The following is a 23,034-nucleotide window of genomic DNA, read 5'->3' as shown; positions in this document are numbered from 1 at the left end:
TTCAGCCCGGCGACGAGTGAGCCTTCAGCCCGGCGACGGCGAGCGCCGTGTAGCGGCGCGCGTAAGGAGCCGGACGATCGCGTTCAGCCGGACAGTTCTTTGCGCAGCACCTTGCCGGCGGGGTTGCGCGGGATGCTGTCGACCACGTTGATGTCGCGCGGTTGTTCGAAGCGCGAGACTCGGCCCTTCAAGTACTCACGCAGCTCGGCAACGTCGATCTCGCCGCCCGGCTGCGCCACCACGAACGCCGCCAGGCGCTGACCGAACCGTTCGTCGGGGACGCCGATAACCACGTTGTCAGCGATGGCGGGGTGCTGGGCCAGCGCGTTCTCGACCGCACGCGGATACACGTTCTCGCCGCCGGAGATGATCATGTCGTCTTCTCGGCCGACGATGAAGAGCCGGCCCGCGTTGTCCAGATAGCCCATGTCGCCGGTGCTGGTCATGCCGTCGACGACGGCTTTGGCCGCGCCATCGGAATAGCCCTCGCTGGTCAATTCGCCGCCGACGAAGATCCGCCCGGTGACCCGCGGGCCGACCGGCTTGTCGTTCTTGTTGAAGATGCGCACCGGGCACCCGACGACGGGCCTCCCGACCGTTTCCGGGGCTTCGCGCAGATCCGCCGGCGTGGCGAGCGCACCGATGCCGACCTCGGTGGAGCCGTAGCCGTTGTAGAGGATGTCGCCGTAAGCGTCCATGAAGCGCTGGCCCAGGGTGGGGTCGAGGCGGTCGCCGCTGGAGATCACCGTGCGCAAGTAGGGCAGCGGGTTTCGCGCCCGCACCTGCTCGGGCAACTCTAAGATTCGCGCGAGCACGACCGGCACCGCGGTAAAGGCGTCCGCGCGGTGCAGCGACGCCTGCGCCAGCGCGCCCTCGGCGTCGAACTCGCGGCGGGTCAGCAAGGTGCCCCCGAGGGCGAAGGTCAGCATCAGCATGCCCAGCCCCAGACCATGAAACATGGGCATTGCCACCGAAATCCGCGAACCGGTACGCAACCGGGTGCGATCGAGGATCGTCACCCACACGCCCAGCGCGGAGCGCAGCTGCGGTGTGCGCGGCACGCCCTTGGGTTTCCCGGTGGTGCCCGACGTCAGCAGCACGATGCGACCGGGGCTGGCGACGTCCGGGCGAGCGCCCTCCTCGGTGCCGACCCTCGCCGGGTCGACGGTGGCGACCGATGCGTCCGCACTCCGGACCCGCTCGCCGAATTCGTCGTCGGCGACCACGGTCGAAATGCGGTGGGCCTGTAGCGCGGCCGCCAGCGCATCGCTGCGGAACTCCGTGCTCATCGGCACGACGTCGGCGCCCAACACGGCCGCGGCGAACACACCCGCCACGAACCCTCGTCCATTGCGGCACATCACCCCGACCGTCTGCCCGGGTGCAACCCCGTCGGCGGCCAACCGCCGCGCCAGCGACTCGGTCGCATCCTGCAGCTGGCGATAGGTCAGCGCGCCGTCATCGTCGACGATCGCCGTCCGGTCGGGCCAACGGGCGGTGGTGACCGCCAGCAGCGTGTACGGATTGGTGCCGCCACGGCGTGCCTCGCGCAGGAGCCGGAAACCCGCGAGCGGCGCCGGCGGCGTGAGCAGACCGGAGCGCAGCAGGGCGCGGGCTGCGGTGGTGACCATGCGGTCATCCGTCATCGTCGGCCTCGTCGGGGTCGGGCTGGCTCAGGAATCGGCGATGCCACAGCCGCGCGGCGTAGTCGGCCGGCCCGGCCAGCAAGACGGAGGCCAGCTCGGCCGGCAGCACCCAGGGCGGCGCGATGGTGCGCGGCCGCTCGATGATCGCCTTGGCGATGGCGTCGGCGGCTTCGTCCGGCGACAGCCCGGGAAGGCTGCCCAGCAGCGGGGTGGGCGCGATCATCCTGGTGCGTACCAGCGCGAAGTAAACGGTGGTGACATCGACGCCATCGGTGTGCAGTTCGGGGGCCACGCTGCGCAGCCACCGGTCGAAGGCGCCCTTCGAGGCCTGGTAGGCACCCCATTGCGGACCCGGCGCCACCCGGACGCCGACACTCGACACGTTCACGATGTGCCCGCTGCCGTTGCAGCGCATGGCCGGCAGCAGCCCGAGCAGCAGCCGCACCGGCCCTAGGTAGTTGATGTCGATGGTGCGCTGGAAGTCGTGCGGCCGGTCGTACTGTTCATGCAGCGAGCGGCGCAATGACTTTCCGGCGTTGCTCACTACGATGTCGAGCGGGCCGTGCTCTTCGGTGATCTGCTTGGTCAGGGTGTTCACCGCGGATTCGTCGGCGAGGTCGGTCGGGTAGGCGACCGCGTGACCCCCGCCGGCATTGATCGACGCCGTGAGATCGCAGAGCCGTTCCTCGGAGCGGGCGACCACCAGGACGGTTGCCCCCGCGGCGGCCAGGCTGCGCGCGGTCGCCTCACCGATGCCGTAGGAGGCTCCGGTCACCAGAACGGTCTTGCCGAAGACGGCGCCGCGCAACTTGTCGGGGTCCGACACCCGCGCCGGATTGGCCACGTGGTCCGTGACCGTGTTCAGGGCCTGCGCTATCGCGTTCAACTTCGCTGCCGCATTCACTCGAGCCGCTTGCCGGGGTCGGCGGTTGCTTGACCGTGCCCCCGACTCGTAACTACACGTAGCAGACCACATTGCAGTCCGGGCCCGCGCTCCACCCCGGCCGAGGCGGGGTCTCGGCGACCCCGGCGACGGGTGGGCGGATGCCGCCCGGGCGGCGCGCCGGATGAACGCCGCGCACAACCAATCTCAGCCCGTCCGCATCAGCGGCGGTTATTTTTATGAGAACACGGTAATTTCGGTGTTTCCTGTGTTTAGCGGGCGTGTTGGCTGGGCACAATGGCGGCATGATTGCGCGTCACATCATTCGTTCCCTCGGTCCAGCAGTAGTTATCGCAGCGACGGGCATGGCCGTGTCGGCCCTGTCCACTTCCGTTATCCCCACCGCCTCGGCCCAGTGTCCGGATGTGCAAGTGGTGTTCGCCCGCGGCACCGGTGAAGCGCCGGGTGTGGGCCCCACCGGTCAGGCCTTCGTCGACGCACTGCACCAACGCGTCGGCGGACGCTCGTTCGACGTCTACCCGGTCAACTACCCCGCCAGTGACCAGTGGGCCACCGGGATCGACGGCATCAGAGACGCCAGCGCCCACGTGACTTCGATGGCCCACGACTGCCCCAACACCAAGATGGTGCTCGGCGGCTACTCCCAGGGCGCGGCCGTTATGGGCTTTGTCACCTCGGCCGCGGTGCCCGACGGCATCGACCCCAACACCGTTCCCAAGCCGCTGTCTCCCGACGTCGCCAACCACGTCTCCTCGGTGGTGCTGTTCGGCATGCCCAACGTGCGGGCGATGAACTTCCTCAACGAACCACCCGTGGTCATCGGCCCGGCGTACCAGGACAAGACCGTCAAGGTGTGCGCCACCGAGGACCCGGTCTGCTCGGACGGGATGAACTTCGCCGCCCACGACACCTACGCCGACGACGGCGCGGTGATCGACAAGGGAGTCGCGTTCGCCTCCAGCCACCTGAGTACGGGCGGGCCCGCCGCACAGTCGGTCGCGTCGCCGCACAGCGGCTTCGGGGAGTGACAGGCCGACGGGGATTCCCGGCTAATCCCTGATGAAGCCCTTGTTGCGCATCAGGGCGTCGGCCAGGAATCCGTCGTGCGGGATGTGCGGTGCGTGCCACCACGTCGGATGGTGCCCGCAGTAGACATTGGCGACGGTCGGCTCGGCGACCAGATCGTCGATCAGCGTCTCGTCGCCGGTGATCGCGGTGACGACGAGCGAATGCCGCAACGGCCGCACCCCGGCTTCGCGCGTCCAGGCCGATACCCACACACACGGGAAGGGCAGCTCGAGGTTGAGCGTGTCGATGTCGGGTTCGGCCAGCAGATGGACGGCGGGGCGCAGCGCTGCATAGCCGTCCCCGAGGTCGGCGACCACCTGATCGGCGCCGAGCAGCGGGGTCGACCCGGCGGCCTTGGCCGCCAGGAAGTTCGCCAGGGCGTGCGCCTTCTCGACGGGCTGGGTGGGCAGGTTCGCCCGTTCGTCATCGGTGGGCAGCGGCTCCATGGTCGCCAGTCGTTCGGCGATCGCCCGGGCCAGAGCGGTCGGATCGCCCTCGTAGAGCACCGCGGTGGTGTTGACGCACGCCATGCCGCCGTGGTCGGCGATCGAGTCGACGATGACGTCGAGATGGTCACGCCAGTCCCGGTCGGCGGTGATCACGATCTTGGTGCGTCCCGGTCCGTTGACAATCACCGCCGGATCGCCGGCGTACTTGTCGACCACCTCCTGGCCGCCGTACACCATGGCGAGGTCGGCCGACCGGATGATCTCGTCGGCCCCGGCATGGTCGGTGGGTAGATAGACGACGTCCTCGGCGCGAAACCCGGCCCGCCGCAGCGCGCACACCAGCCGATGCGCCGTCAGCGGTTCGCGCCGCGATGGGCGCACCGCGACCCGGTAGCCCAGCGCCAGTGCCTGGGGCCAGAGCCCATGGACACCGGGGCCGTTTCCGGCCGCGTGCACGGCGAACACCTCCCCCCGGCGCAGCCACAATGCGCCGCCCGCGCGGGTGCGCTCCTCGCGCCAGTCCAGCGTCGTCCCCACCGGCTGAGCCGGCCGGACCGCATCGAACGCGGCGGCGACCGCGTCGGCCACACCGCGCGCCCCGGCTCGGGTGATGGCGATCGGCATGCCCGAGATGCGGCAGGCCAACCCGACATAGGCTTCGAAATCCAGTCCGGCGATCACGTCGTTCCCGAAGATGTCGGCGGCCCGCGACAGTGCCCCCGCGCGCTCGGCGAGCGGCAGCGGTGCGGCTTTGCGCTGCGCGCCCAGCGTGCGCGAAACGTACAGCGGCGCAACCATGCTCAGCTCGGCGACGGGGACGCCCGCGGTGGTGGTGATCACCTCGCGGTTGCGGGTCCGGTATCCGCCGTCGGCGCCGAGCGCGTCCAGCGCAACCAAACCGGCTGCGGCGCCGGTGTTCTCACCTGCCACGTTCAGTACACGCCTTCGATGACGGCCTCACCCTCGAAGGTGGACACCGGTCGCACCTCGCTGACCGAGTCGCTGAGTTCGCCAGCCGGTCCGGGCATCCTGATCGCCAGGTCGCGCTCCAGGTTGTTCGGTATGAACATGCCCTTGCTGACGTGGTTCATCAGCACCTGGCCTTGCTCCCCGTACGGCACCCGTTCCCCGGTGTCGGGATCCACCACCCAGAACACCACGTACGGGGTGCGCGGGTCGAAGACGAACGTGTCGCCGTCCACGGTTCGGGTCACGGCCTGCGAAAGCACCATGGTGCTGCCGAACGCCATGGTGATCGTGGTCGCCGGGAAGATCCCGCGCAGCAGGTCGAGGGTGTCGGCATCCACATGCGCGCCGCTGAGCAGCAGGTAGCGGATCTTGTCGTTGACCAGGTCGACCACCCGGTCGTCGCGGGCCATGGCCTCCAGCAGCGGCGGGGTGGTGTGCAGGTTGGCGACGTTCTGCGTCTGCAACACGAAGACGGCCTGCTCGACGACATGGTCGACGTAGGCCGCCACGTCGGCGGCGGCGCCACGGGCGGCGATCTTTTTGACCCAGCGTGGATCGATGTCGATCGCGTGGAAGGCCGCCCCGAGCCGCTGCGACACCAGCCGGGAGAAGTAACCGACGCCGTGTGGCCCGCTCGGCATCAGGCAGAGAAAGCCCTGGCCACGCCGGAAGCCGCCCGTGGCGAAGTCCTCGGTCTGCCATTCGATGACCTGCGCGACCCAATCCGGCATCTGCACAGTGCGTTTCGGGGCGCCGGTGGTACCGCCGGATTCGAAGATCTGGGGCACCGGCGGCGCAGATCCCTGGGTCAGGTAGCCGCGCGGAATGAGATCCTCCACTGGGACACTGCGCAATTCGTTGATCAGGTTGGGAAACAATCGCAGATCGGCAAAGGCGCTGACGTCGGTCAGCGGGTCGAAGTCCAGTGCGCGCGCGGTCCGCAGCCAGAACGGCGATCCGGTGTCGTCGCCGAAGTGCCAGGCGATCGCGGCGCGCAGATAGGCCCCGGCATCCTCGACCGGTGCCGCACGCGGGACGTCCAACAACGAGAAGTCGACTTCGGCCATGTCCTCGATCCTGTCCCATCGTGGACCGCTACGCCAAGGACGCCGGGCGTCGACTCGCGTCGTCGTGTCGCTTTATCGCCTTATTTCACAAGGAGTTTCATCGGCGTGCACGTGGTGTTCAGCGTCATGCCGGTTCGCCGAAGTAGCCGCGCGAGCCACGCCGCGCCTACCTCCGGTGCCTAACTGCCGAGCAGGGCGGTGATCGCCTCGTTGAAACGCGGATAGATGTCGTCATAGGTGCCGTCACGCTCGGCGTACCGGAACATCTTGACGCGCTCCACCACGATCTCCTTGGCGTCCGGCTGCGTCTGCAGCAGCGACATCGTCTCGGTGATGTAGTCCTCCAGCGGCATGGCCCGGGGGTCGAATCCCCGCTCGCCCTGCAGCGCCGTCCGCACGTGCGGCGGAATGATCTCGATCACCTGCACCGAAGTGTCGCGAAGCTGGAAACGCAGCGATTCGGTGTAGGAGTGCAGCGCCGCCTTGGCGGCGCAGTAGGTCGGGGTGAGCGCGCTGGGCATGAAGGCCAGACCGGACGTGACGTTGAGGATCGTGGCGTGCGGCTTGCGCAGCAGCGCCGGTAGCAGCGCCGAGGTCAGCCGGAGAGGGCCCAGCAGATTGATGGCGACCGACTGCTCGGCCAGGCCGACATTGCCGCTGGTGAGATCCTCGACCCGCTGGATGCCGGCGTTGTTGACCAACACATTCAGGTCCGGGTAGTGGTCGGTCACCTGTGTGGCGAATTGCCGGATGTCGGCGGCGTCACCCTGATCGAGCGACAAGGTCTGCATGCCCGGGTTGGCCTCGGCGACGGCCCGCAGGTGGTCACTGCGCCGGGCGGCGATGATCACCTGGTTGCCCAGCCGGTGGAAAGATTCAGCCAGGCCGCGGCCGATGCCGCTGCCGCCACCGGTGACCAGAACGGTATTGCCGGTCATCTGCATCGCGGTTCTCCTTCGGGTCGCCCTGCCATCGGCTCGCTCGACCGGCCCACCCGGCCGACCTAGCGGTATGCCCCAATGCGGAGCCGGCTAACCACGATGCCCTATGCGCCCGCGCGGTGTCACGACCAGGCGGCCGCCGAAGAATCCGTTACGCGGCCGGGTGGTTGTGCAGCCGGCGCGGGTCGACGCCGGCGCGCTGCCACGCCGCGGCCGCCCAGCTCGTGTAGAGCACCCGGACGGGCAGCCGGTTGAACAGCGGGTTGAGCGCCCGGATGGCCGCGGCGATGCGCTCAAAGCGCTTCTCCTTCTTGGCATCCCACTGCAGCTGGCACACCTCGCGCATCTGTGGCGGCAGCGTGCCGACCACGACCAGCCGGGTGTAGGCGTTCAGCGGCGCGGACAGGATCTTCCACACCGGCTTGGGAATGCGGCGCGGCCCGGGGATGCCCTTGCGGATGTAGCCGGTGCCGTACAGCACGGTCTTGTGCGGGACGAACCGGTCGAGCATCTCGTCCCAGTAGGCCAGGAAGTCGTCGTATGTCTGCGGTTGTCCGCGGTCGCTGACGCCGTACAGGCTGTACCAGAGCTTGCCCTCGTTGAAGATCTGTTCCTTCTCCGCGTACGACAGCCTGCGGATGAACGTGTCGGCGTTGTAGATGACCTGGTCGACGAAGCTGGCGTGCGCCCAGCAGAACAGCTCCGGATTCAGCGCGTGATATCTCGAGCCGTCGCTGATGGTGCCCTTGATCGTCTTGTGGAAGTCGCGCACCTTGCGGCCCCACTCGTGGGGCTCGTCGGAGTAGACGGTGTTCATCAGGGGCGGCGCGGTCCGCTTGGCCCGGCCCAGCGTGTCGCTGAAGATGACGGAATGGTCCAGCACGCCCTGGGCGAGCTGTTCGATGCAGTTCTCCACCCCGGCGGTGCGCTGGAATCCGAAGAGCTGAGTCCGGTTGTCCCCGTAGAACTTCCAGATCAACGAATCCGGACCCAGCCGCGGTGCGGCGTCGTCGACCTCGTCGTCGATGGGCATGGGCATCGCTTCCCGAACGCCGGTGTCAAACCGCGACCCCGCTGTCGGCGCGGCCAACGCGTCGTTCTGGGCGGTCATGCCCACCTCCTCGTCGCACCGGGCGGAGCCTGCGTCCCCGCCAAACGCTGTGAACCAATGAAACAAACTCGTATCTTTGTTCCAAAAGCCTAGCAACCGCTCACGGCTTACACGCCCCGGGGCCGGGACCGACGCCCGAAAGTCGGCACTGAACCCCGCCGAGGAGTTGATACGATGCCGCCAATCATGCAGTCCGAACCGGGCTCTGCCAGTGCCGATTCGCCCACCGAGCTCGATCGCACGATCTTGGACACCGCGCGCAACGTGTTCGAGACCTACGGCGTGCGCCGCGCCAACATCGACGACGTCGCCGCCCGGGCCGGGGTCAGCCGCAGCACCATCTACCGTCGCTTCTCGACCAAGGAGAACCTGTTCGCCCACGTGGTGCGACGCGAGGCAGGGCTCTTCTTCAGCACCCTGGACCGCGCGACAACGGGCTGCGACCCCCGACAGGCGGTGATCGAGGCGTTCGCGCTCGGGGTGCGCCTGGTCCAGGACTCGCCGCTGTATTCGCGGATCGCCGACAGCGAACCCGAGCTGTTCGGCATGTTCTCCCGGTCGCAGGCCTTCCCGATTCGCCAGTTCGCCGACGGCATCGCCCGTACCCTGCGGCGGTGCGGCGCCGAGCTGGCCGAGCCCGACCTGGACAACATCGCCGACATCCTGCTTCGCGTCGCCCTAGGCATCATCGTCTTTCCCACCGACCGGCTCGACACCTCGGACCCGGCCGCGGTGCGCGAGTACGCCGCGCGCTATCTGGTGCCGATCATCGGCGGGGACCGTTAACGGGCCTGGATTTGTCGGCACCCTGCACTAGCCTTGAGTCGTGGCTGGGAGTTCTGCCGCTCCGCGGACCCGGTATGCCAGTTGCGGCGAGATCGACATCGCCTATCAGGTCTTCGGCGATGGGCCGATGGACCTGCTCGTGCTGCCGGGCCCGCTGATCCCGATCGACTGCGTCGACCTCGAGCCCTCGATGTACCGCTTTCATCGCCGGCTGGCGTCGTTCTGCCGGGTGATCCGCTTCGATCAGCGCGGGATCGGCCTGTCGTCCCGGGTTCCGCTGGACATGCTCGGCCCGGAATCGTGGGCACAGGATGCGCTCGCGGTCATGAACGCGGTCGGTTGCGAGCGAGCCACTATCTTCGCCCCCGGTTTCACCTCGCTGGCCGGCGTGGTTCTGGCCGCCGACCACTCCGATCGGGTGAACAGCCTTGTCATCGCCAACGGCGCGGCGCGAACGCTGCGGGGTCCCGACTACCCCATCGGCGCCGAGCTCGACGCCGCCGATCGATTTACGTCGATCGGGATGGAGCCGGACGCCGTCGAGCAGGGTTTCGACATGCTCGGCATCATCGCGCCCTCCGTGGCGGATGACGCCGCGTTCCGCTCGTGGTGGGATATGGCCGGCAACCGGGCCGCCTCGCCCAGCATGGCCCGTGCGTTCATCAACAAGGTCAGGGAGGGCGATGTCCGCGACCGGCTGCCTCGCGTCGGCGTGCCGACGCTGATCCTGCATCGCGACAACCCCAACTTCAGCCCCGTCGAGCACGCGCACTACCTCGCCGAGCGCATCGCCGGATCACACCTCGTCCAACTGCCCGGCGAGGACGCCCTGTACTGGGTCGGCGACACCGCGCCCATGCTCGACGAGATCGAAGAGTTCATCACCGGGGTGCGTGGCGGCTCCGACGCCGAACGGCTGCTCACCACGATCGTGTTCACCGACATCGTCGGCTCCACCGAGCGCGCCGCCGCCCTTGGTGACCACCGCTGGCGCGACCTGCTGGACAACCACGACAGGATCGTGCGCCACGAACTGCAGCGCTTCGGCGGCCGCGAAGTCAACACGGCAGGGGACGGATTCGTCGCAACGTTCAGCAGCCCGAGCGCGGCGATCGCCTGCGCCGACGCCATCGTGGACGCCGTTCACGTGCTGGGCATCGAGGTACGGGTCGGCATTCACGCCGGTGAAGTCGAGGTGCGCGGCGCCGACGTCGCGGGCATGGCTGTACACATCGGCGCGCGGGTGGCGGCACTCGCCGGGCCCAGCGAGGTGCTGGTGTCGTCCACGCTGCGCGACATCGTCACCGGCTCGCGGCACAGGTTCGGCGACCGCGGCGAGACCGCGCTCAAGGGCGTGCCCGGTTACTGGCGGCTGTACGCCCTGGCTCGCGAGCACGCCGTCGTCCGCCGGTAACCCGGAAGACAATTCGTAGCGGTCGAAGCGTCCGGAGCCTCGGCGTAGGCTGCGGACGGGGACTTTGTCCGAGCCGAGGGCTTCGCGGCTTTCCATTCGATTCTGGCGTCTGGCTTGGCATTTGATCGAAGGAGTACGCATGACCGACGTGCACATCTCGCTGCCTCCCGCGCTCCGGCGAGCGCTGGACCTGCTCATCGACCCACCGGCCGATCCCGACGTGAGCAAGGGTTATCTCGACCTGCTCGGCGCCGATAACGACGGCGCCGTCGAGAAGAACACCGGCCCGATCCAGGCGGCGTGGGCGTCACCGATCGGGTCGATGCTCTACGACAACGCCCAAGCGCTTTCCCGCCGCTGGATCAGCGCGTGGCAGTTGCCGCTGCAGTGGTTGGACGTTCCGCAGCGCGGCATCGCGCTGGACATCGGCTCGGGCCCGGGCAACGTCACCGCGTCGCTGGCGCGTGCCGCCGGCCCGAAGGGGCTGGGCCTCGGCATCGATATCTCCGAGCCGATGCTCGCCCGCGCCGTACGCAATGAGGCCGGGCCGCAGGTCGGCTTCATCAAGGCCGACGCACAACGACTTCCGCTGCGCGATAACACTATTGACGTCGCGGTGTCGACCGCGGTGCTGCAATTGGTGCCTGATCCGGCGGCCGCCCTAGCCGAGATCGCCCGCGTGCTGCGGCCCGGCGGCAGGCTGGCCGTCATGGTCCCGACCGCCGGTCGGCTGGCCCGGTACTGGCGGCTGATGCCCAACGTCGGGGCGCACGTGTTCGGCGACGACGAGATCGGCGATGTCTTGGAGGACAACGGTTTTGCCAGCGTGCGAGTGAAGAACTTCGGCACGTTCCAGTGGGTGCGCGCCAAGAAGGGCTGACCGCCAACCGGGCGTTTCGACGGCTGGGCGACGGCCCTTAGTCCGGCGACTGCGCGAGCAGAGCGAGCCGGTCCATGGACTCGCGCAACATGTCGGCCGTCGTCGCACGGGCCCGCTCGAGGCGGGTGGCGTCGGCCAGCTCCGTCCAGTCGTAGGTGTGGGTGACCGTGGTCAGCTCGGCGTTGACCGGGCTGAGCTCCCAGCGCCACAGGTGGCCCGGCGGCTGCTTGTTGGGTTCGGCTGGGCGCCAAGCGATCTTGCTGCCCTCGACGAACTCGGTGACGTGGTTCTCCCGCACCGCCCCGTTGGTCAGCGTGGTCTTGAAGACGTCGCCGACCCGATGAACGCGCTGGCCGGCGGCCGACGACGCCAGGTTGTTGTTGCCGTCCCAGCTCGGCTGGCGCGACGGGTCGGCGATCAGTTCGAAAATCCGGGCGGCGTTGGCCGACATCACGCGGGTGGCGCTCACGACGCGATCGAGTTCCGTATCGGACATGGTGTTATCCAAACACGCCGGGCCGGTCGATGCGCTGGTGACTTTGGGCCGGGCCGTGAGGACCTTGGGCCGTCGTCGCGCCGATGCGCGCGTGCGACGGTGGTCGTGCCGGGACAACCCGGTGATCTGTCCGAAGCGCAGAGAGCCTAGTCCTGGCTACGACAAAGTGAGCCACCGCAAGGGGCTGATTGACCCACCGTCACACCACGGGGCTCTGCCTTCGGACAGACCTCTCACGCTCCAGCCATCACCCCATCCGGGGCAGCGCCTCGATCGGTCCGGACAGCGCCGCCTTGACGTAGCGGGTGTCGTCGTCGGCCAGCACCTCGGTGTCATCCGCCTCGATGCCGTCGACGATCGCGCGCGCCACCTGGCGCGGGTCGTTCTTCGGTGCGTCGAAGCCGGACGTCATCTCGGTGTCGGTGAAGCCGAGGTGCGCGGCGACCACCAGGGTGCCCTGCTTCTCGAGCTCGATCCGCAGCGAATTCGTCGTCGACCACAGTGCGGCCTTGGAGTCGCCATACCCACCGGACCCCGGCATCCACGACAAAATCGACGCAATATCGACAAGTGCCCCACCACCGTTGTCGGCCAGGATCGGGGCGAACGCCTTGGCCACGCGCAACGCACCGAAGTAGTTGGTCTCAAAGACCGCCCGGACCTCGTCGATGTCGCTGGCGAGCAGGCTCCGGGCGCCGAGCACACCGGCGTTGTTGATGACGATGTCGGCGTCCGACGCCCTGGCCGCCAGCGCGGCTACCGAATCCGGTTCGGTGACCTCCAATTCGACGCTGATCACGCGCGCGTCCTGACTGGGCTTCGGCGCCCGGGCCGTGGCGTAGACCTTGGCCGCGCCGCGTTCCAACAACTCCGACACGATGGCCTTGCCGAGCCCGCGTTGTCCACCGGTGACCACCACCGTGGACCCCTTGACGTTGACCATGATCGCTCTCCTTTGACTTAGGCAAAAATGCTTTGCTTGCGTCACGCTAGTTGACCCGCGCGACATAGTCAACTATAGTTTGCCTATGTCTTCCCGGTGGGTTGCGTCACAGCGATACGGGTGCGCCGCGGCGCCCGGCGGCCTGGGTCTGGTCCAGGACTTCTTGAACACGAGGGGCATCGACGGGTACGGGCCGGACCTGTTGGCCGACCCGAAGCTCGCCGGCGACTGGGCGGCCGCCGCGGTGCGGGCGTGGTCGGCCGCACGCGGCGCGGACCTGCAGCCACCGGAGCTGGGCGACGCGGACCTGGTCAGGCTTCGGGCCGTGCGTGCCACCGTCGAGCAGCTGGTGGACGGCGAACCGCCCAGCGGACGCGGCCCCAGCGCCGTCGCGGCATCCTTCGCGCTGTCCGATTCCGGGGAGGTACGGCTGGATCCCGCCGGCGGCGGCTGGCGCTGGCTGGTGTCGGCATTGTGGGGCGAGATCCTGTTGAGCCAGCACGCCGGAACCTGGCGGCGGATCAAGCGGTGCCACAACCACCGGTGCGGGTCGACGTTCTACGACCGCTCGAAAAACAACAGCGGGGTCTGGCACGACGTCAAAACGTGCGGCAATGCCGTCAATCTGCGGGCCTCGCGGGCTCGGCGGCGCGAACGGGACCGGGCGTCAGGCGTTCCGCCAGAGCAGGCGTACCGGTAGTAAAGCCCCCTTCGGATACGGGCCCCCGGTAGGACGTCTTCGGCTGCCTGCCGGATCTCGGCCAGGCTTTCGCGGGGATCGGCGACGGGCACGCCGATGTTGCGGGTTTCCCGGTGCAGCCTAGACCCGATGCGCACCGCCGGTAAACACAGACCGGCCCACAACCAGTCGGCGACGCTCTTGTTAGCGGACAGTCCGACGACCGCTAATTGCCCTGCGAGACGCAGCATTTGGCGTGCTTTCCACAGTGCGTCGCGCAGCGAAAGATGGTGCAGGCTGGCGACGAAGGTGATGAGGTCGAACGAGCCCTCGGCCTGCTCGAGGTCCTCGAAGCGGCGCAATTCCGCCGACGCGTTACCAACCGCCCGCAGCCGCCGCGAGGCGCGCCGCACCGATGTCGCGTCGGCATCGATGCCCACGACGCTGCGCGACACCTCGGCTAGCCGCGCGGCAAGCAACCCCTCGCCGCATCCGACATCCAGGACGTCGCCGCGGTGCCGGGAGGCGATGTCGACCAGCCACGGGTGATAGGCGGTGTTGTGGTTCCAGTAGTCGTCGTGCTTCGCGTAGTCATCCACCGCCGACCCAGTCGTACGTCAGCAGCGTTCGACGCCCTTGGGCATCAGGCGCGGGCCCGGGTCCACCGGTCGCCGCCCGCTTCTGAGCACCGCGTGCACTACATCGAAGGCGCGCGCCTTCAGTGGCGCGACCACGTCGAAAGTGGCGGGAGCCTGGCCGACCCAGGCCGGAAGTGTTGCCACAATGTGTTCCTTTGTTCTTTCGGCATGTGCGCCGACTCATTCAATTGCACCGCAGCCGTTTTACGAGGGCGCCGCGCCGCGGTGAACGCCATGAAAAGCCGACTGTGGTGTACGGCACATCCGTGACGCGAGGAAAGACCCGCAACAGTGCGGCTAGTGAAAACCCTTGAACCTGCGCAGATAACCGGGCAATCGGTGTGCCGGTAACGCCTTCGGCCAGTCATCAGGGCGGAAATACGCGTCGGTACCGCCGTCAACGAATACTACACTGCCGCAGAGAAAATCGGCGGCGTCCGACAGCATGAAGCACATCCAGTCGGCCATGTGCCCTGCGTCACCGAAGCCGCCCACCGGGACGGGGAACGACCGGACGGCCTTGGCCTGCCTCGGGTCGGACAACTGCTCCTGCAGAAGCGGTGTCATGATCGCGCCGGGTGATAGCGCGTTCAAGCGCACGCCCGAGCCGGCCCACTCCGGACGCACCGCGTGTCGCCGCACCCAACGGCTGACCGCGATCTTGGACGCCCCGTACATCATGGTCGGCGCGACCGGACCCAGTAGCCGCACCGTTCGCACCGCCTTGTCTGCATCGTGGGCAAGCAGCGCTTTGACCGCACGGCGCGGCACCGCCGGTATGGTGGTGGTCGAATTACTGCCGACGGCAACGACTTTCGCGCGTTCGGCGGCGGCCAGCGCGGGACGCCACGCGGCGAGCAATTCGACGACCCCGAAGTAGTTGACCGCAGCGATCTGGCGGACGCGGTCGCGGCCGGGACTCGGACCCAGGCCGGCCGCCAGGACGGCACCGTCGAGTCGGTTGCCCGAGAGTTCCAGGACGCGGTCGGCCGCCGCTTTACGCCCGTCGGGCGTCGACAAGTCGGCGACCACATCGGCGTCCTTGAGGTCGACACCGATGATGCTGTGCCCGTTGTCCCGAAGACGCCGGGCGGTCTCGCGGCCCATCCCGGAAGCCGACCCGGTAATGGCATAGGTCCCCATTGACTCCTCCGTTCTCAGGGCAGTATGCCGGGACAATGCTCCGCTCCGACGGGCACCGCCCACCCAGTGGTCGCACTGTTAAGTTGCCAGGATGCATGACCAGACGCCCTGCATCGATGTCAGTCAGCTCGAGTCGGTTTACGCGCCGCTGGCCGAATCGGTTCGCCGGCTCCTCGACATCAGCATCCGCACCGAAGCCGGGCCGACGGCCGTGGCGGCGGCGATAGCCAGAATCGACAGTGCGGCAGATGAATTGAGCGATCAACTGCTACCCGGGCCGTTCGGCGTGCACCGAACCCCCGACGGCCAGACCATTGCGTGGGGCAACGCCGTGGTAGGGCAGCGGAACCCGGTGGCGCCGCCGCTGGTCATCCATCACGATCCCGATGGCCTGGTGTGGTCGGAGTTCGTGCTGGGCGCCGCCTACGAAGGGCCGCCGGACACCGTTCACGGCGGGGTGTGCGCCCTGGTGCTCGACCATGTGCTCGGCGCGACAGCCCATCAGCCCGACAAGCCCGCGTTCACCGGCACCCTGAGCTTGCGGTACCGGCGCCCCACCGCGCTGGGCCGGCGACTGCGGGCGGAGGCTCGCGTCGACCGGGTCGATGGTGTCAAGATCTTCGCCGTCGGCCACCTGGCCGACGAGGACGGCGTCACCGTGGAGGCCGAAGGCGTTTTCATCCAGCCCAGGGACACGCGGGCATGACCGTCGGCGCCCGGCGGGCGGGTCAGCTCGCCGCCGCGGCCTTCTCGACGTCGAGCAGCTGCTCGCCGCGTCGTTCCTCGTCGTAGGCCTTGCGGCCACCCCGCAGCCCGAACAGTCGTTTCGAGACCAGCAGGTAGATCACCGCCGCGACGTTGATCGTGAAGGTCACCACCCGGGTCATCGTGATGCCCTTGGCCAGGTCGTGGATCTCGAGCGGCAAGAACACCGACGTGGCGACCACCGCGAAGTATTCGCCCCAGCGCTTCAGCAGCCACAAGCCCACCCCTTCGACGACCTCGAGCAGGGCGTAGCCGGCCAGCATCAGGGTGAGCAGGGCCAGTGTGGACGGCTTGGCGGCCAACGCCTTTTCCAGTTCGTGCACGACGGTCATCTGGTCGACCTTGAAGCCGGCGGTGCGAAAGATCGGCAGGTCGCGATCGAGAGTGGCCTGGATCGCACCGCGCGCCCCGCGGAACTTCCACACCGCATAGGCCGCCAGCGCGATCACCACCGCCCGGAGCAACCGTTCCACCGCCAGGATGCGGATGATGATGGCCTGACGTAACGCCTTGCCGCGCATGATCATCGGAGCGTCCTCTGCGCGGCCGCGTCCGTGCGGCGCGCCGACGGTGAATTCGCCGCACCGCAAGCAGCGCCAGACTTCGCCCAGCCCGGTGTTACCGCTCAGCCGGTCGGCGAGTGACTTGTCGTCGGGTGCATAGGTGACGTGGCCGGCAACGGCGCAGCTGACCAGCTCCCACCGGTTGTGGCGGTGTTCTTTCCCCATGGCCGGATCATTCATGGCGGGCGGTCGGCCACGCAAGGGGGGCGCGCAGGAGGTGCGTCGGAAGGGTGTCAGAAGCGCGGCTTGCTGCGCGCGCACCGGGCGGAGGGAAGCACCGACCCGAGGAGTCCGGTGAGCTCGGCGACTCCGATGTCATCGAGCCGGGCCACCGCGGCGACGATGTCGTCACGCAGCAGCTCGTCACAGAAGGGTTCGGCAAGCCAGCCGAACTTGTCCACGACGCGTTCCCAGGACATCGGACGGGTGGGTGATCCCTCGTAATCCGACTGCTCGCGGCTGAACTCTCGCCCGTCGTTCGCGATCACGTGCACGCGCGCGGCCGTGCGTTGCGGATAGTCGGCGGTCAGATCATCGGCCGGCTTGACCTCCACGCGCGACAACAGGTCCTGGACGTCGTTTCGCAGAACACGTTCGTTCTCAAGCTGTTCGGGGCCGACGCCACCGTCGAGCAGGGCGGCCGCGGTCAGGTACTTGAGGTTGTAGTCGGCCTGTTCCTTGGTGATCGGATGCTCTTTGTCGCCATATGCGCCGCCACCGGCGAAGTCGTATGCGCCCTGGAAGACCTCGAGGACCACCCGCGCGACATCCGCACCGCGCAAACCGTTCTCGGTCCGAACGGCGAGAACCGCGTCGATCACGACCTGGCCGTGGATGAGTGAGCAGTACTGCTTCAGATAGGTCTGCTCGACGCAGCGCAGGCTCCGGTCGCCGGTGTGCAGATCGATGGGCTGATCGAACAGCTGCACCAACCCGTGCGGGCCCTCGAACAGCGACTTGGGTCCGGTGATGCCGCGCGCGGCCAACATCGTGGTGTACACGGCGCGCATGCCGGTTATCGCCGGCGAGATGCCCTTCCAGTTCGACACCGGTTCGGCATGGACCGTCGCCAGCGACACGTTGTCGGCCGCCGCGGCGGCGATGGCGTTGGCGGTTTGTTCAGCGCTCAGCCCCAGTAGCTTCGCGCTGCCCGCCGCAACCGCCATCGACAGCTGCAGCGCGTGGTTGAGCCCGCGTGCCATCACGGGAACCTGTGCGCTGAAACGGCATTGGACCTCGTAGGCGACCGCCAGCGCCAGCAGAAAGTCGGCCCCGCTGGCGCCGGTGTGCTCGGCCACGGCCAGCACGGCGCCGAGGTTGTCGGCGGGATGGCACAGGCCGCCCACGGTCAGATAGGTGTCGAGCAGATCGGGATAGCGCACCAGCACCGCGTTGAAGAATGCGGCCTGGTCCACCGACGCCCGCCCGCCGCCGACCAGGGTGGCCGTGGGCGCGCCACCGAACTGGGCAGTGTGGTCACGAATCGTCGGGACGAGTTCCCCGTCCAGCGAGCCGACGGCGCACGCGAGGCTGTCGAGCACGTTGCGTTTCAACAGTGCGCGCGGCTGTCCGGTCAGATCCGCCGGCCGCGCGCCGATGACGAATTCGGCCAGCTCGTCCACAACGTAGTTATGTGACACCACTTTTCGCCTCCCAGGCGAGGCTACCCCGAGGCGCGCGGGTAACGACCGCCGCGGGGCTACATGGCGGTATCGATCGCGGCCGGCTGCGGTCGCGATCCGCTGAGTGCGGCCGTCTCTTCGGTCAGGTGTTTTCCGATGTCGCGGATCTGTCGCGCGCTCAGCGCGCACAGCGGGTGCACGGCCACCATCAGGGCAACGCGTCCCCGTTCGTCGAAAACCGGAGCGGCGATGGTCACCACGGGTTGCTTGCGTCGGCCCGGGTTGTCGTCGGAGAGAAACCCGATGGTGGTGAACTCGACCAACAACTGGTCCATGATGTGGCGCACCGGAGTCGGCATCTCGCTGCTGTCCAAAGTGCCGACCACCTGCACCGCCTGCGCGAGCGCCGGCGTCGTCCAGTCGACGTCGAATCCCCGGTCACGCGTGTGCGCGAGCACCTGTTGCAGGCGCTGGGCGCGGTCGGCGTTGTCACCGGCGCCCCGCCGGATCCACCCGCGTTGTTCCTCTTCGGTGTCCCAGGCCGCCATCGCCACGCCGAACGGCGGCGCGTACGGGATGCGATCACCCGGTATGCCCGCCGGCTGCGTGGCCGGTTCGCCCTCAAAGGCGGTGACCACCAAGGAATCACCGAACTTCTCGACCACCGAACAGGCGTAGCCGACTTTCCGGGAAAGCCGCAGGGCCGCGGACCGCGCCGCATGCGCGAGCGGCCGGGCGGTGTCCGTGCGGGCGGCCACCACCGCGAGTGCGGGACCAAGCGCGAACGTCTTCGCGACCGGATCGCGACTGGCCCACCCGCGGTCGCACAGCGTCTTCAGGATCGCGTGCGCGGTCGCCTGGGTGAGATCCAGCTCGCGCACCACGTCGGAGAAGCGCAACCGCGCATTTGGAGACCGCGCCAGCAGCTCGACGACATCGAGCACGCGCGCGGTCGGCGCTGACGTCGAACCGCGAATCGCTTGACTCCTTTACGGCGGCGTTTTTACAGTTGTACGAACATTCGAGATTCTATATCGATTATTCGAGAGAGTTAACGCATTGCGCGCTGTGGTTTTGCGAGACGGTCGGTTACAGGTCCGCGAGACGCCGGACCCCGAACCCGGGCCGGGTGAGCTGTTGCTGCGGACGTTGAGCACCGCGATCTGCGCGTCCGACGTGCATTTCATGGATCATCCCGAGCTCGCCATCGACGATCCGACCGGCCGCTCGCTGTACGACCCCGACCGCGACATCGTGCTCGGCCACGAATTCGTGGGCGAGGTCGTCGGACACGGGCCGGGCTGCACCGAGCAGTTCGCCGCAGGTACGCGCGTGACGGCCATGCCGGTGCGTCTGGTCGACGGCGGCGCCGGTGGGATGCGCATCATCGGTCAGCATCCCGAGGCGCAGGGCAGTTTTGCTGAGCTGCTTGTGGTTTCGGAGGCGGCGGCCAAGCCCGTCCCCGGCGAGGTGTCCAGCGACGCCGTGGCATTGACCGATGCGTTCGCCGTCGGCGAGTTCTACGTGCGCTCGGCGCAGCTGCAGCAAGGCGAGATCCCCATCGTCATCGGTGCGGGAGCGATCGGGCTCTCGGCCGTCGCGGCCCTGGCCGGCCGCGGTATCGAACCCATCGTCGTCGCCGACTACAAATCCGACCGGTGCCGGCTGGCCGGTGACCACTTCGGCGCGCACGTGCTGGTCGACCCGGGCGAAAAGTCCCCGTTCGACGCGTTCAACGAGATGCGCGCGCAACGCGGATTGCCCGGGCCGGCAGTCGTATTCGAGTGCGTGGGCGCCCCCGGGCTGATCCAGAAGTTGGTCGAATCCGCCGAAATGGGCACCCGCATCTACTGCGCGGGCGGCTGGTACACCGGCGACACCCTCGACATCACCACCGCCACCCGCCAAGGCGTGACGATTCAGTTCGGGGGGGGACCACACCCGCAGGACTGGTACGGCACACTCGACGCCATCGCGGCGGGCCGACTGGACCCGCTGCCGAGTGTCGGCAGGATCATCGGCCTCGACGACGTGCCAGAGGCCCTCGATCAGGCCCGCAGGTCCGACGGCCCGCCCCGGATCGTCGTCCGTCCGAATGGAGGCCCCTCGTGAGCGAACGCGATGACCGCCAAGACATCTTCGAACTGCTGGTGCGCTATGCCACGGGGATCGACCGTCGCGACTGGCCGTTGTTTCGCACCGTCTTCACCGACGACTGCCAACTGGACTACGGCGAGATCGGAACCTGGAACGGCGTCGACGCAGTCGCCGACTTCATGGAGCAGGTGCACGCCCTGGCCGGACACACGTTGCACCGCCTGACCAACCAGGCCATCACCCTGGACGGCGACAATGCCACGGCACGCACCTACATCGACGGCCTGATCATGGCCGGCGACAACAACTCTGGTGTCAACGCGATCGGCTTCTACGACGACGACATCGTGCGCACGCCGGCAGGGTGGCGCATCGCCCGCCGGCGCTACACGCAGGTTCGCATCACGACGGTCGGAGGCGGATAGATGACATTCGCGACGAAATACGGGCCCTGGGCGCTGGTGGCCGGCGCGTCCGATGGTGTGGGTGCGGCGTTCGCCGAAGGGCTCGCCGAGCGCGGTGTCAACGTGGTGCTGCTGGCCCGCCGGCAAGCCGTACTCGACCGCGTCGCGGCCGACATCGAGGCCAAGTATTCGGTGCAAACCCGCACCGTCGCAATCGATCTCGCTCAGCCGGGCGCCGCCGCGGCGGTGGCCGAGGCGGCCGGCGACCTGGAGATCGGCACGCTCGTGTACTGCGCCGGTGCCGACCCCAATTTCGAGCCCTTCCTTGCCAATCCGATCGAGGCGGCCGAAGCCATGGTGCAGCGCAATTGCATGGTGCCCATGCAGTTGTGTCACCACTACGCGCCCGCGATGGTGGAGCGCGGCAGCGGCGGCATCGTCATCTTCGGTTCCGGGGCCGGGCTGGCCGGCGGGCCGAACATGGTCGCCTACGGCGCATCGAAGGCGTTCGACATGGTCTTCGCCGAGGCGCTGTGGGCCGAACTGCACGACAAGGGCGTCGACGTTTTGGGCCTCATCCTCGGCAAGACCAACACACCGGCTTTGCGCGAACTCGAGTACACCCGCGGCCTGATCGGCTCCCCCGACGAGGTGCCCCCGGACGCGGCGGCCGTGTCCGACGTCATCGCCGAGGCCTTCGAGAACCTGGGCAACGGCCCCACCCTGATGGTGGGCGACACCATGCGCGCCGCGGCACAGCTGCTGGCATCGCTGAGCCGCAACCAGGCCGTCGAGCTGTTCGCCCAGGCCGCCGCCGCGGCGATGGGCCCGGACGCCTAGCCGGAACCGGCGGGAACTTCGGGCGTTCGCTGTGCGTCGTAACGGATGACAGAGAGGTTTGCCAAAGTTCGGAATCGGGGCAGCCTAACTTTTGCATCCGCAGTGCCCTGGTCAGCAAATATGGGCTCGGATGCACCGTCCCTTTCGCGACCCCGCAGCGTTGCTGACGCCGGCCGCCGCGGGTACGTTGGGTAACCGGTTCACCACGGCAACCGAGCCGACGTAACCGCCCGATCGCCACCGCCTGCGAAGGATGACGATGCTCGCCACAGACAGGCCCGCAGCCACCGTCTCGACGACGGCAGGCTCGCGGCGCCGCACCCTGGCCCGTTCCGGATTGATCACCGGCGCATTCATCGTCCCGGCCGTGGTCGTCCGCATCGCGGGCCTGCACACCGGCGCGGTGCTCGCCCTGCTCATCTTCGGGGCAGCGGTGGTGGCGGCCAGCTTCCTGCTGGCGTGGGCAGCCGAGGCCGCGCAGATCGACGTCTCCGGCGGGCTCGCCACGGCGCTGCTCGCCCTGATCGCCGTGCTGCCCGAATACGCCGTGGACCTCTATTACGCCTACGTGTCCGGCCACAACGCGGATTACACGCAGTACGCCGCCGCCAACATGACCGGGTCCAACAGGTTGTTGATGGGTCTGGGCTGGCCCGTGGTGGTGCTGGTGAGCATCCTGGTCGCGCGCAAGTCCGGCTCGGAGAAGATCACCGGCTTGACGCTGGAGCCAGCAAACCGGGTCGAACTCGGATTCCTGTTGATCGCCGGCGTCATCGCGTTTGTGATCCCGGCGAGCGGGCAGATCCATTTCGGGCTGGGGCTGGCGTTGCTGGCCTGGTTCGGGTTCTACCTTTACAAGATCAGCCACGGCGAGGTCGAAGAGCCCGACCTGATCGGCACCGCGGCCGCGTTGGGCGACCTGCCCGAGCGCCGGCGGCGCGTCGCCGTGATCGGCCTGTTCCTGTTGTCGGGCGGGGTGATTCTGCTGTGCGCCAAGCCCTTTGCAGACAACCTGGTCGCCGCCGGCACCGAACTCGGCATCAACCGCTTCCTGCTGGTGCAGTGGCTGGCCCCGCTGGCCTCCGAAGCGCCAGAATTCATCATCGCGACCATCTTCGCCGCCCGCGGCAAGGGCACGGCGGCCATCGCCATGCTGATCTCCTCCAAGGTCAACCAGTGGACCTTGCTGATCGGGTCTTTGCCCATCGCCCACCTGTTGGGCGGCGGCGGGCTCTCCCTGCACCTCGACTCCCGGCAGGTGGAGGAGGTGCTGCTCACCGCGACCCAGACGATGATGGGGCTGGCGCTGATCCTGGCGCTGCGGTTCCACAGGTCCGCCGCGTGCACACTGCTCGCGTTGTTCGTGGTCCAGTTTCCGATCTTCTCGACACAGGGGCGGTTGCTGCTCTGCGGCGTCTACACCGCGGTGGCCATCGCCGGGCTGATCGTCAACCGCCGCCACCTAATTGCCACCGTCGGGGCGCCGTTCTTCGGCACCGCCATCCGGCACAGCGGTCACCCCCACCACGAGCCGCAAGGTTCCGCCCACCCGCAGTAGGCCTCCGTCGCGCGATGACCGCCCCAGCCCTGGTCCGACAGCACCCTGCGT

Annotated in this window: 23 protein-coding genes and 1 pseudogene; 10 read left to right on the top strand and 14 right to left on the bottom strand. The window is 68.2% G+C overall.

Annotated features, from left to right (window positions below; all coding sequences use genetic code 11):
* Positions 1-83 precede the first annotated feature (83 nt).
* Together ACZYVJ_RS15505 and ACZYVJ_RS15500 are read right to left on the bottom strand one after the other, a co-directional pair.
* Positions 84-1,646, bottom strand: coding sequence for an AMP-binding protein (locus ACZYVJ_RS15505; protein WP_463831828.1), 1,563 nt, complete (start codon positions 1,644-1,646; stop codon positions 84-86).
* A complete protein-coding gene (locus ACZYVJ_RS15500; RefSeq protein ID WP_463833010.1) occupies positions 1,636-2,532 on the bottom strand; it encodes an SDR family NAD(P)-dependent oxidoreductase in 897 nt (298 codons plus the stop codon). The genes ACZYVJ_RS15505 and ACZYVJ_RS15500 overlap by 11 nt, the downstream gene beginning before the upstream one ends.
* A gap of 302 nt (positions 2,533-2,834) precedes the next feature.
* Here ACZYVJ_RS15500 and ACZYVJ_RS15495 point away from each other — a divergent pair, with 302 nt between their 5' ends.
* The gene (locus ACZYVJ_RS15495; RefSeq protein ID WP_463831827.1) at positions 2,835-3,578 is read left to right on the top strand and encodes a cutinase family protein; all 744 of its coding nucleotides are present in this window, start codon (positions 2,835-2,837) and stop codon (positions 3,576-3,578) included.
* A 21-nt stretch (positions 3,579-3,599) separates the two neighbouring features.
* Here the strand turns inward: ACZYVJ_RS15495 and ACZYVJ_RS15490 are convergent, their stop codons facing one another.
* From ACZYVJ_RS15490 to ACZYVJ_RS15475, 4 genes are all read right to left on the bottom strand, one after another.
* Positions 3,600-4,964, bottom strand: a complete 1,365-nt coding sequence (locus tag ACZYVJ_RS15490) for an aldehyde dehydrogenase family protein (RefSeq protein ID WP_463833009.1) — start codon at positions 4,962-4,964, stop codon at positions 3,600-3,602.
* Between the two features lie 35 nt (positions 4,965-4,999).
* Entirely contained in the window at positions 5,000-6,103 is a 1,104-nt protein-coding gene (locus tag ACZYVJ_RS15485) for a phenazine antibiotic biosynthesis protein (protein WP_463831826.1), read from the bottom strand.
* A 179-nt stretch (positions 6,104-6,282) separates the two neighbouring features.
* The gene (locus ACZYVJ_RS15480; protein ID WP_463831825.1) at positions 6,283-7,047 is read right to left on the bottom strand and encodes an SDR family oxidoreductase; all 765 of its coding nucleotides are present in this window, start codon (positions 7,045-7,047) and stop codon (positions 6,283-6,285) included.
* A gap of 148 nt (positions 7,048-7,195) precedes the next feature.
* Positions 7,196-8,155: an oxygenase MpaB family protein gene (locus ACZYVJ_RS15475; protein WP_463831824.1), complete on the bottom strand. Its 960-nt coding sequence runs from the start codon at positions 8,153-8,155 to the stop codon at positions 7,196-7,198.
* 186 nt (positions 8,156-8,341) lie between these two features.
* Here ACZYVJ_RS15475 and ACZYVJ_RS15470 point away from each other — a divergent pair, with 186 nt between their 5' ends.
* The 3 genes from ACZYVJ_RS15470 (at position 8,342) to ACZYVJ_RS15460 (ending at position 11,235) form a co-directional block, all read left to right on the top strand.
* On the top strand, positions 8,342-8,941 hold the full coding sequence (locus ACZYVJ_RS15470; protein WP_463831823.1) for a TetR/AcrR family transcriptional regulator: 600 nt from the start codon (positions 8,342-8,344) through the stop codon (positions 8,939-8,941).
* Positions 8,942-8,981: 40 nt separating this feature from the next.
* Positions 8,982-10,355 (top strand): adenylate/guanylate cyclase domain-containing protein, encoded by a 1,374-nt coding sequence (locus tag ACZYVJ_RS15465; protein ID WP_463831822.1) that lies wholly within the window; start codon positions 8,982-8,984, stop codon positions 10,353-10,355.
* 139 nt (positions 10,356-10,494) lie between these two features.
* Positions 10,495-11,235, top strand: coding sequence for a class I SAM-dependent methyltransferase (locus ACZYVJ_RS15460; RefSeq protein ID WP_463831821.1), 741 nt, complete (start codon positions 10,495-10,497; stop codon positions 11,233-11,235).
* 37 nt (positions 11,236-11,272) lie between these two features.
* On the opposite strand, the gene ACZYVJ_RS15455 is transcribed toward ACZYVJ_RS15460, so the two are convergent.
* Complete coding sequence (locus ACZYVJ_RS15455) at positions 11,273-11,731, bottom strand: SRPBCC family protein (protein ID WP_463831820.1); 459 nt, start codon at positions 11,729-11,731, stop codon at positions 11,273-11,275.
* Between the two features lie 247 nt (positions 11,732-11,978).
* Entirely contained in the window at positions 11,979-12,674 is a 696-nt protein-coding gene (locus ACZYVJ_RS15450; RefSeq protein ID WP_463831819.1) for an SDR family oxidoreductase, read from the bottom strand.
* 85 nt (positions 12,675-12,759) lie between these two features.
* On the opposite strand from ACZYVJ_RS15450, the pseudogene ACZYVJ_RS15445 reads away from it, so the two are divergent.
* A pseudogene (locus tag ACZYVJ_RS15445) lies at positions 12,760-13,263 on the top strand (CGNR zinc finger domain-containing protein); the annotation flags it as partial.
* Here ACZYVJ_RS15445 and ACZYVJ_RS15440 read toward each other — a convergent pair.
* The 3 genes from ACZYVJ_RS15440 to ACZYVJ_RS15430 form a co-directional block, all read right to left on the bottom strand.
* Entirely contained in the window at positions 13,233-13,952 is a 720-nt protein-coding gene (locus tag ACZYVJ_RS15440) for a class I SAM-dependent methyltransferase (protein ID WP_463831818.1), read from the bottom strand. The pseudogene ACZYVJ_RS15445 and the gene ACZYVJ_RS15440 sit on opposite strands and share 31 nt — an antisense overlap.
* Positions 13,953-13,970: 18 nt before the next feature.
* Positions 13,971-14,135, bottom strand: coding sequence for a hypothetical protein (locus ACZYVJ_RS15435; RefSeq protein WP_463831817.1), 165 nt, complete (start codon positions 14,133-14,135; stop codon positions 13,971-13,973).
* 153 nt (positions 14,136-14,288) lie between these two features.
* Positions 14,289-15,134, bottom strand: coding sequence for an SDR family oxidoreductase (locus ACZYVJ_RS15430; protein ID WP_463831816.1), 846 nt, complete (start codon positions 15,132-15,134; stop codon positions 14,289-14,291).
* A gap of 91 nt (positions 15,135-15,225) precedes the next feature.
* Here ACZYVJ_RS15430 and ACZYVJ_RS15425 point away from each other — a divergent pair, with 91 nt between their 5' ends.
* Positions 15,226-15,840 (top strand): PaaI family thioesterase, encoded by a 615-nt coding sequence (locus tag ACZYVJ_RS15425; protein ID WP_463831815.1) that lies wholly within the window; start codon positions 15,226-15,228, stop codon positions 15,838-15,840.
* A gap of 22 nt (positions 15,841-15,862) precedes the next feature.
* Here the strand turns inward: ACZYVJ_RS15425 and ACZYVJ_RS15420 are convergent, their stop codons facing one another.
* The 3 genes from ACZYVJ_RS15420 to ACZYVJ_RS15410 all read right to left on the bottom strand — a co-directional run bounded on the left by ACZYVJ_RS15420 (position 15,863) and on the right by ACZYVJ_RS15410 (position 19,028).
* Positions 15,863-16,627 carry a DUF2127 domain-containing protein gene (locus ACZYVJ_RS15420; RefSeq protein ID WP_463831814.1) on the bottom strand — a complete coding sequence of 255 codons (765 nt, stop codon included), beginning with the start codon at positions 16,625-16,627 and terminating at the stop codon, positions 15,863-15,865.
* A gap of 68 nt (positions 16,628-16,695) precedes the next feature.
* Positions 16,696-18,084: an MmgE/PrpD family protein gene (locus ACZYVJ_RS15415; RefSeq protein WP_463833008.1), complete on the bottom strand. Its 1,389-nt coding sequence runs from the start codon at positions 18,082-18,084 to the stop codon at positions 16,696-16,698.
* Positions 18,085-18,161: 77 nt separating this feature from the next.
* Positions 18,162-19,028 carry a helix-turn-helix domain-containing protein gene (locus ACZYVJ_RS15410; RefSeq protein WP_463831813.1) on the bottom strand — a complete coding sequence of 289 codons (867 nt, stop codon included), beginning with the start codon at positions 19,026-19,028 and terminating at the stop codon, positions 18,162-18,164.
* Between the two features lie 124 nt (positions 19,029-19,152).
* On the opposite strand from ACZYVJ_RS15410, the gene ACZYVJ_RS15405 reads away from it, so the two are divergent.
* From ACZYVJ_RS15405 to ACZYVJ_RS15390, 4 genes are all read left to right on the top strand, one after another.
* A complete protein-coding gene (locus ACZYVJ_RS15405; RefSeq protein ID WP_463833007.1) occupies positions 19,153-20,196 on the top strand; it encodes a zinc-binding dehydrogenase in 1,044 nt (347 codons plus the stop codon).
* Entirely contained in the window at positions 20,193-20,606 is a 414-nt protein-coding gene (locus tag ACZYVJ_RS15400) for a nuclear transport factor 2 family protein (RefSeq protein WP_463831812.1), read from the top strand. Before ACZYVJ_RS15405 ends, ACZYVJ_RS15400 begins: the two co-directional genes overlap by 4 nt.
* The gene (locus tag ACZYVJ_RS15395; protein WP_463831811.1) at positions 20,607-21,425 is read left to right on the top strand and encodes an SDR family NAD(P)-dependent oxidoreductase; all 819 of its coding nucleotides are present in this window, start codon (positions 20,607-20,609) and stop codon (positions 21,423-21,425) included.
* A 253-nt stretch (positions 21,426-21,678) separates the two neighbouring features.
* The gene (locus ACZYVJ_RS15390) at positions 21,679-22,983 is read left to right on the top strand and encodes a sodium:proton exchanger (RefSeq protein ID WP_463831810.1); all 1,305 of its coding nucleotides are present in this window, start codon (positions 21,679-21,681) and stop codon (positions 22,981-22,983) included.
* Positions 22,984-23,034: the final 51 nt, after the last annotated feature.

It is taken from the genome of Mycobacterium sp. IDUB_3 (genome assembly GCF_055419585.1).
Note: the sequence above shows the minus strand (reverse complement) of the source record. Positions and strands in the feature narration are given on the sequence as shown.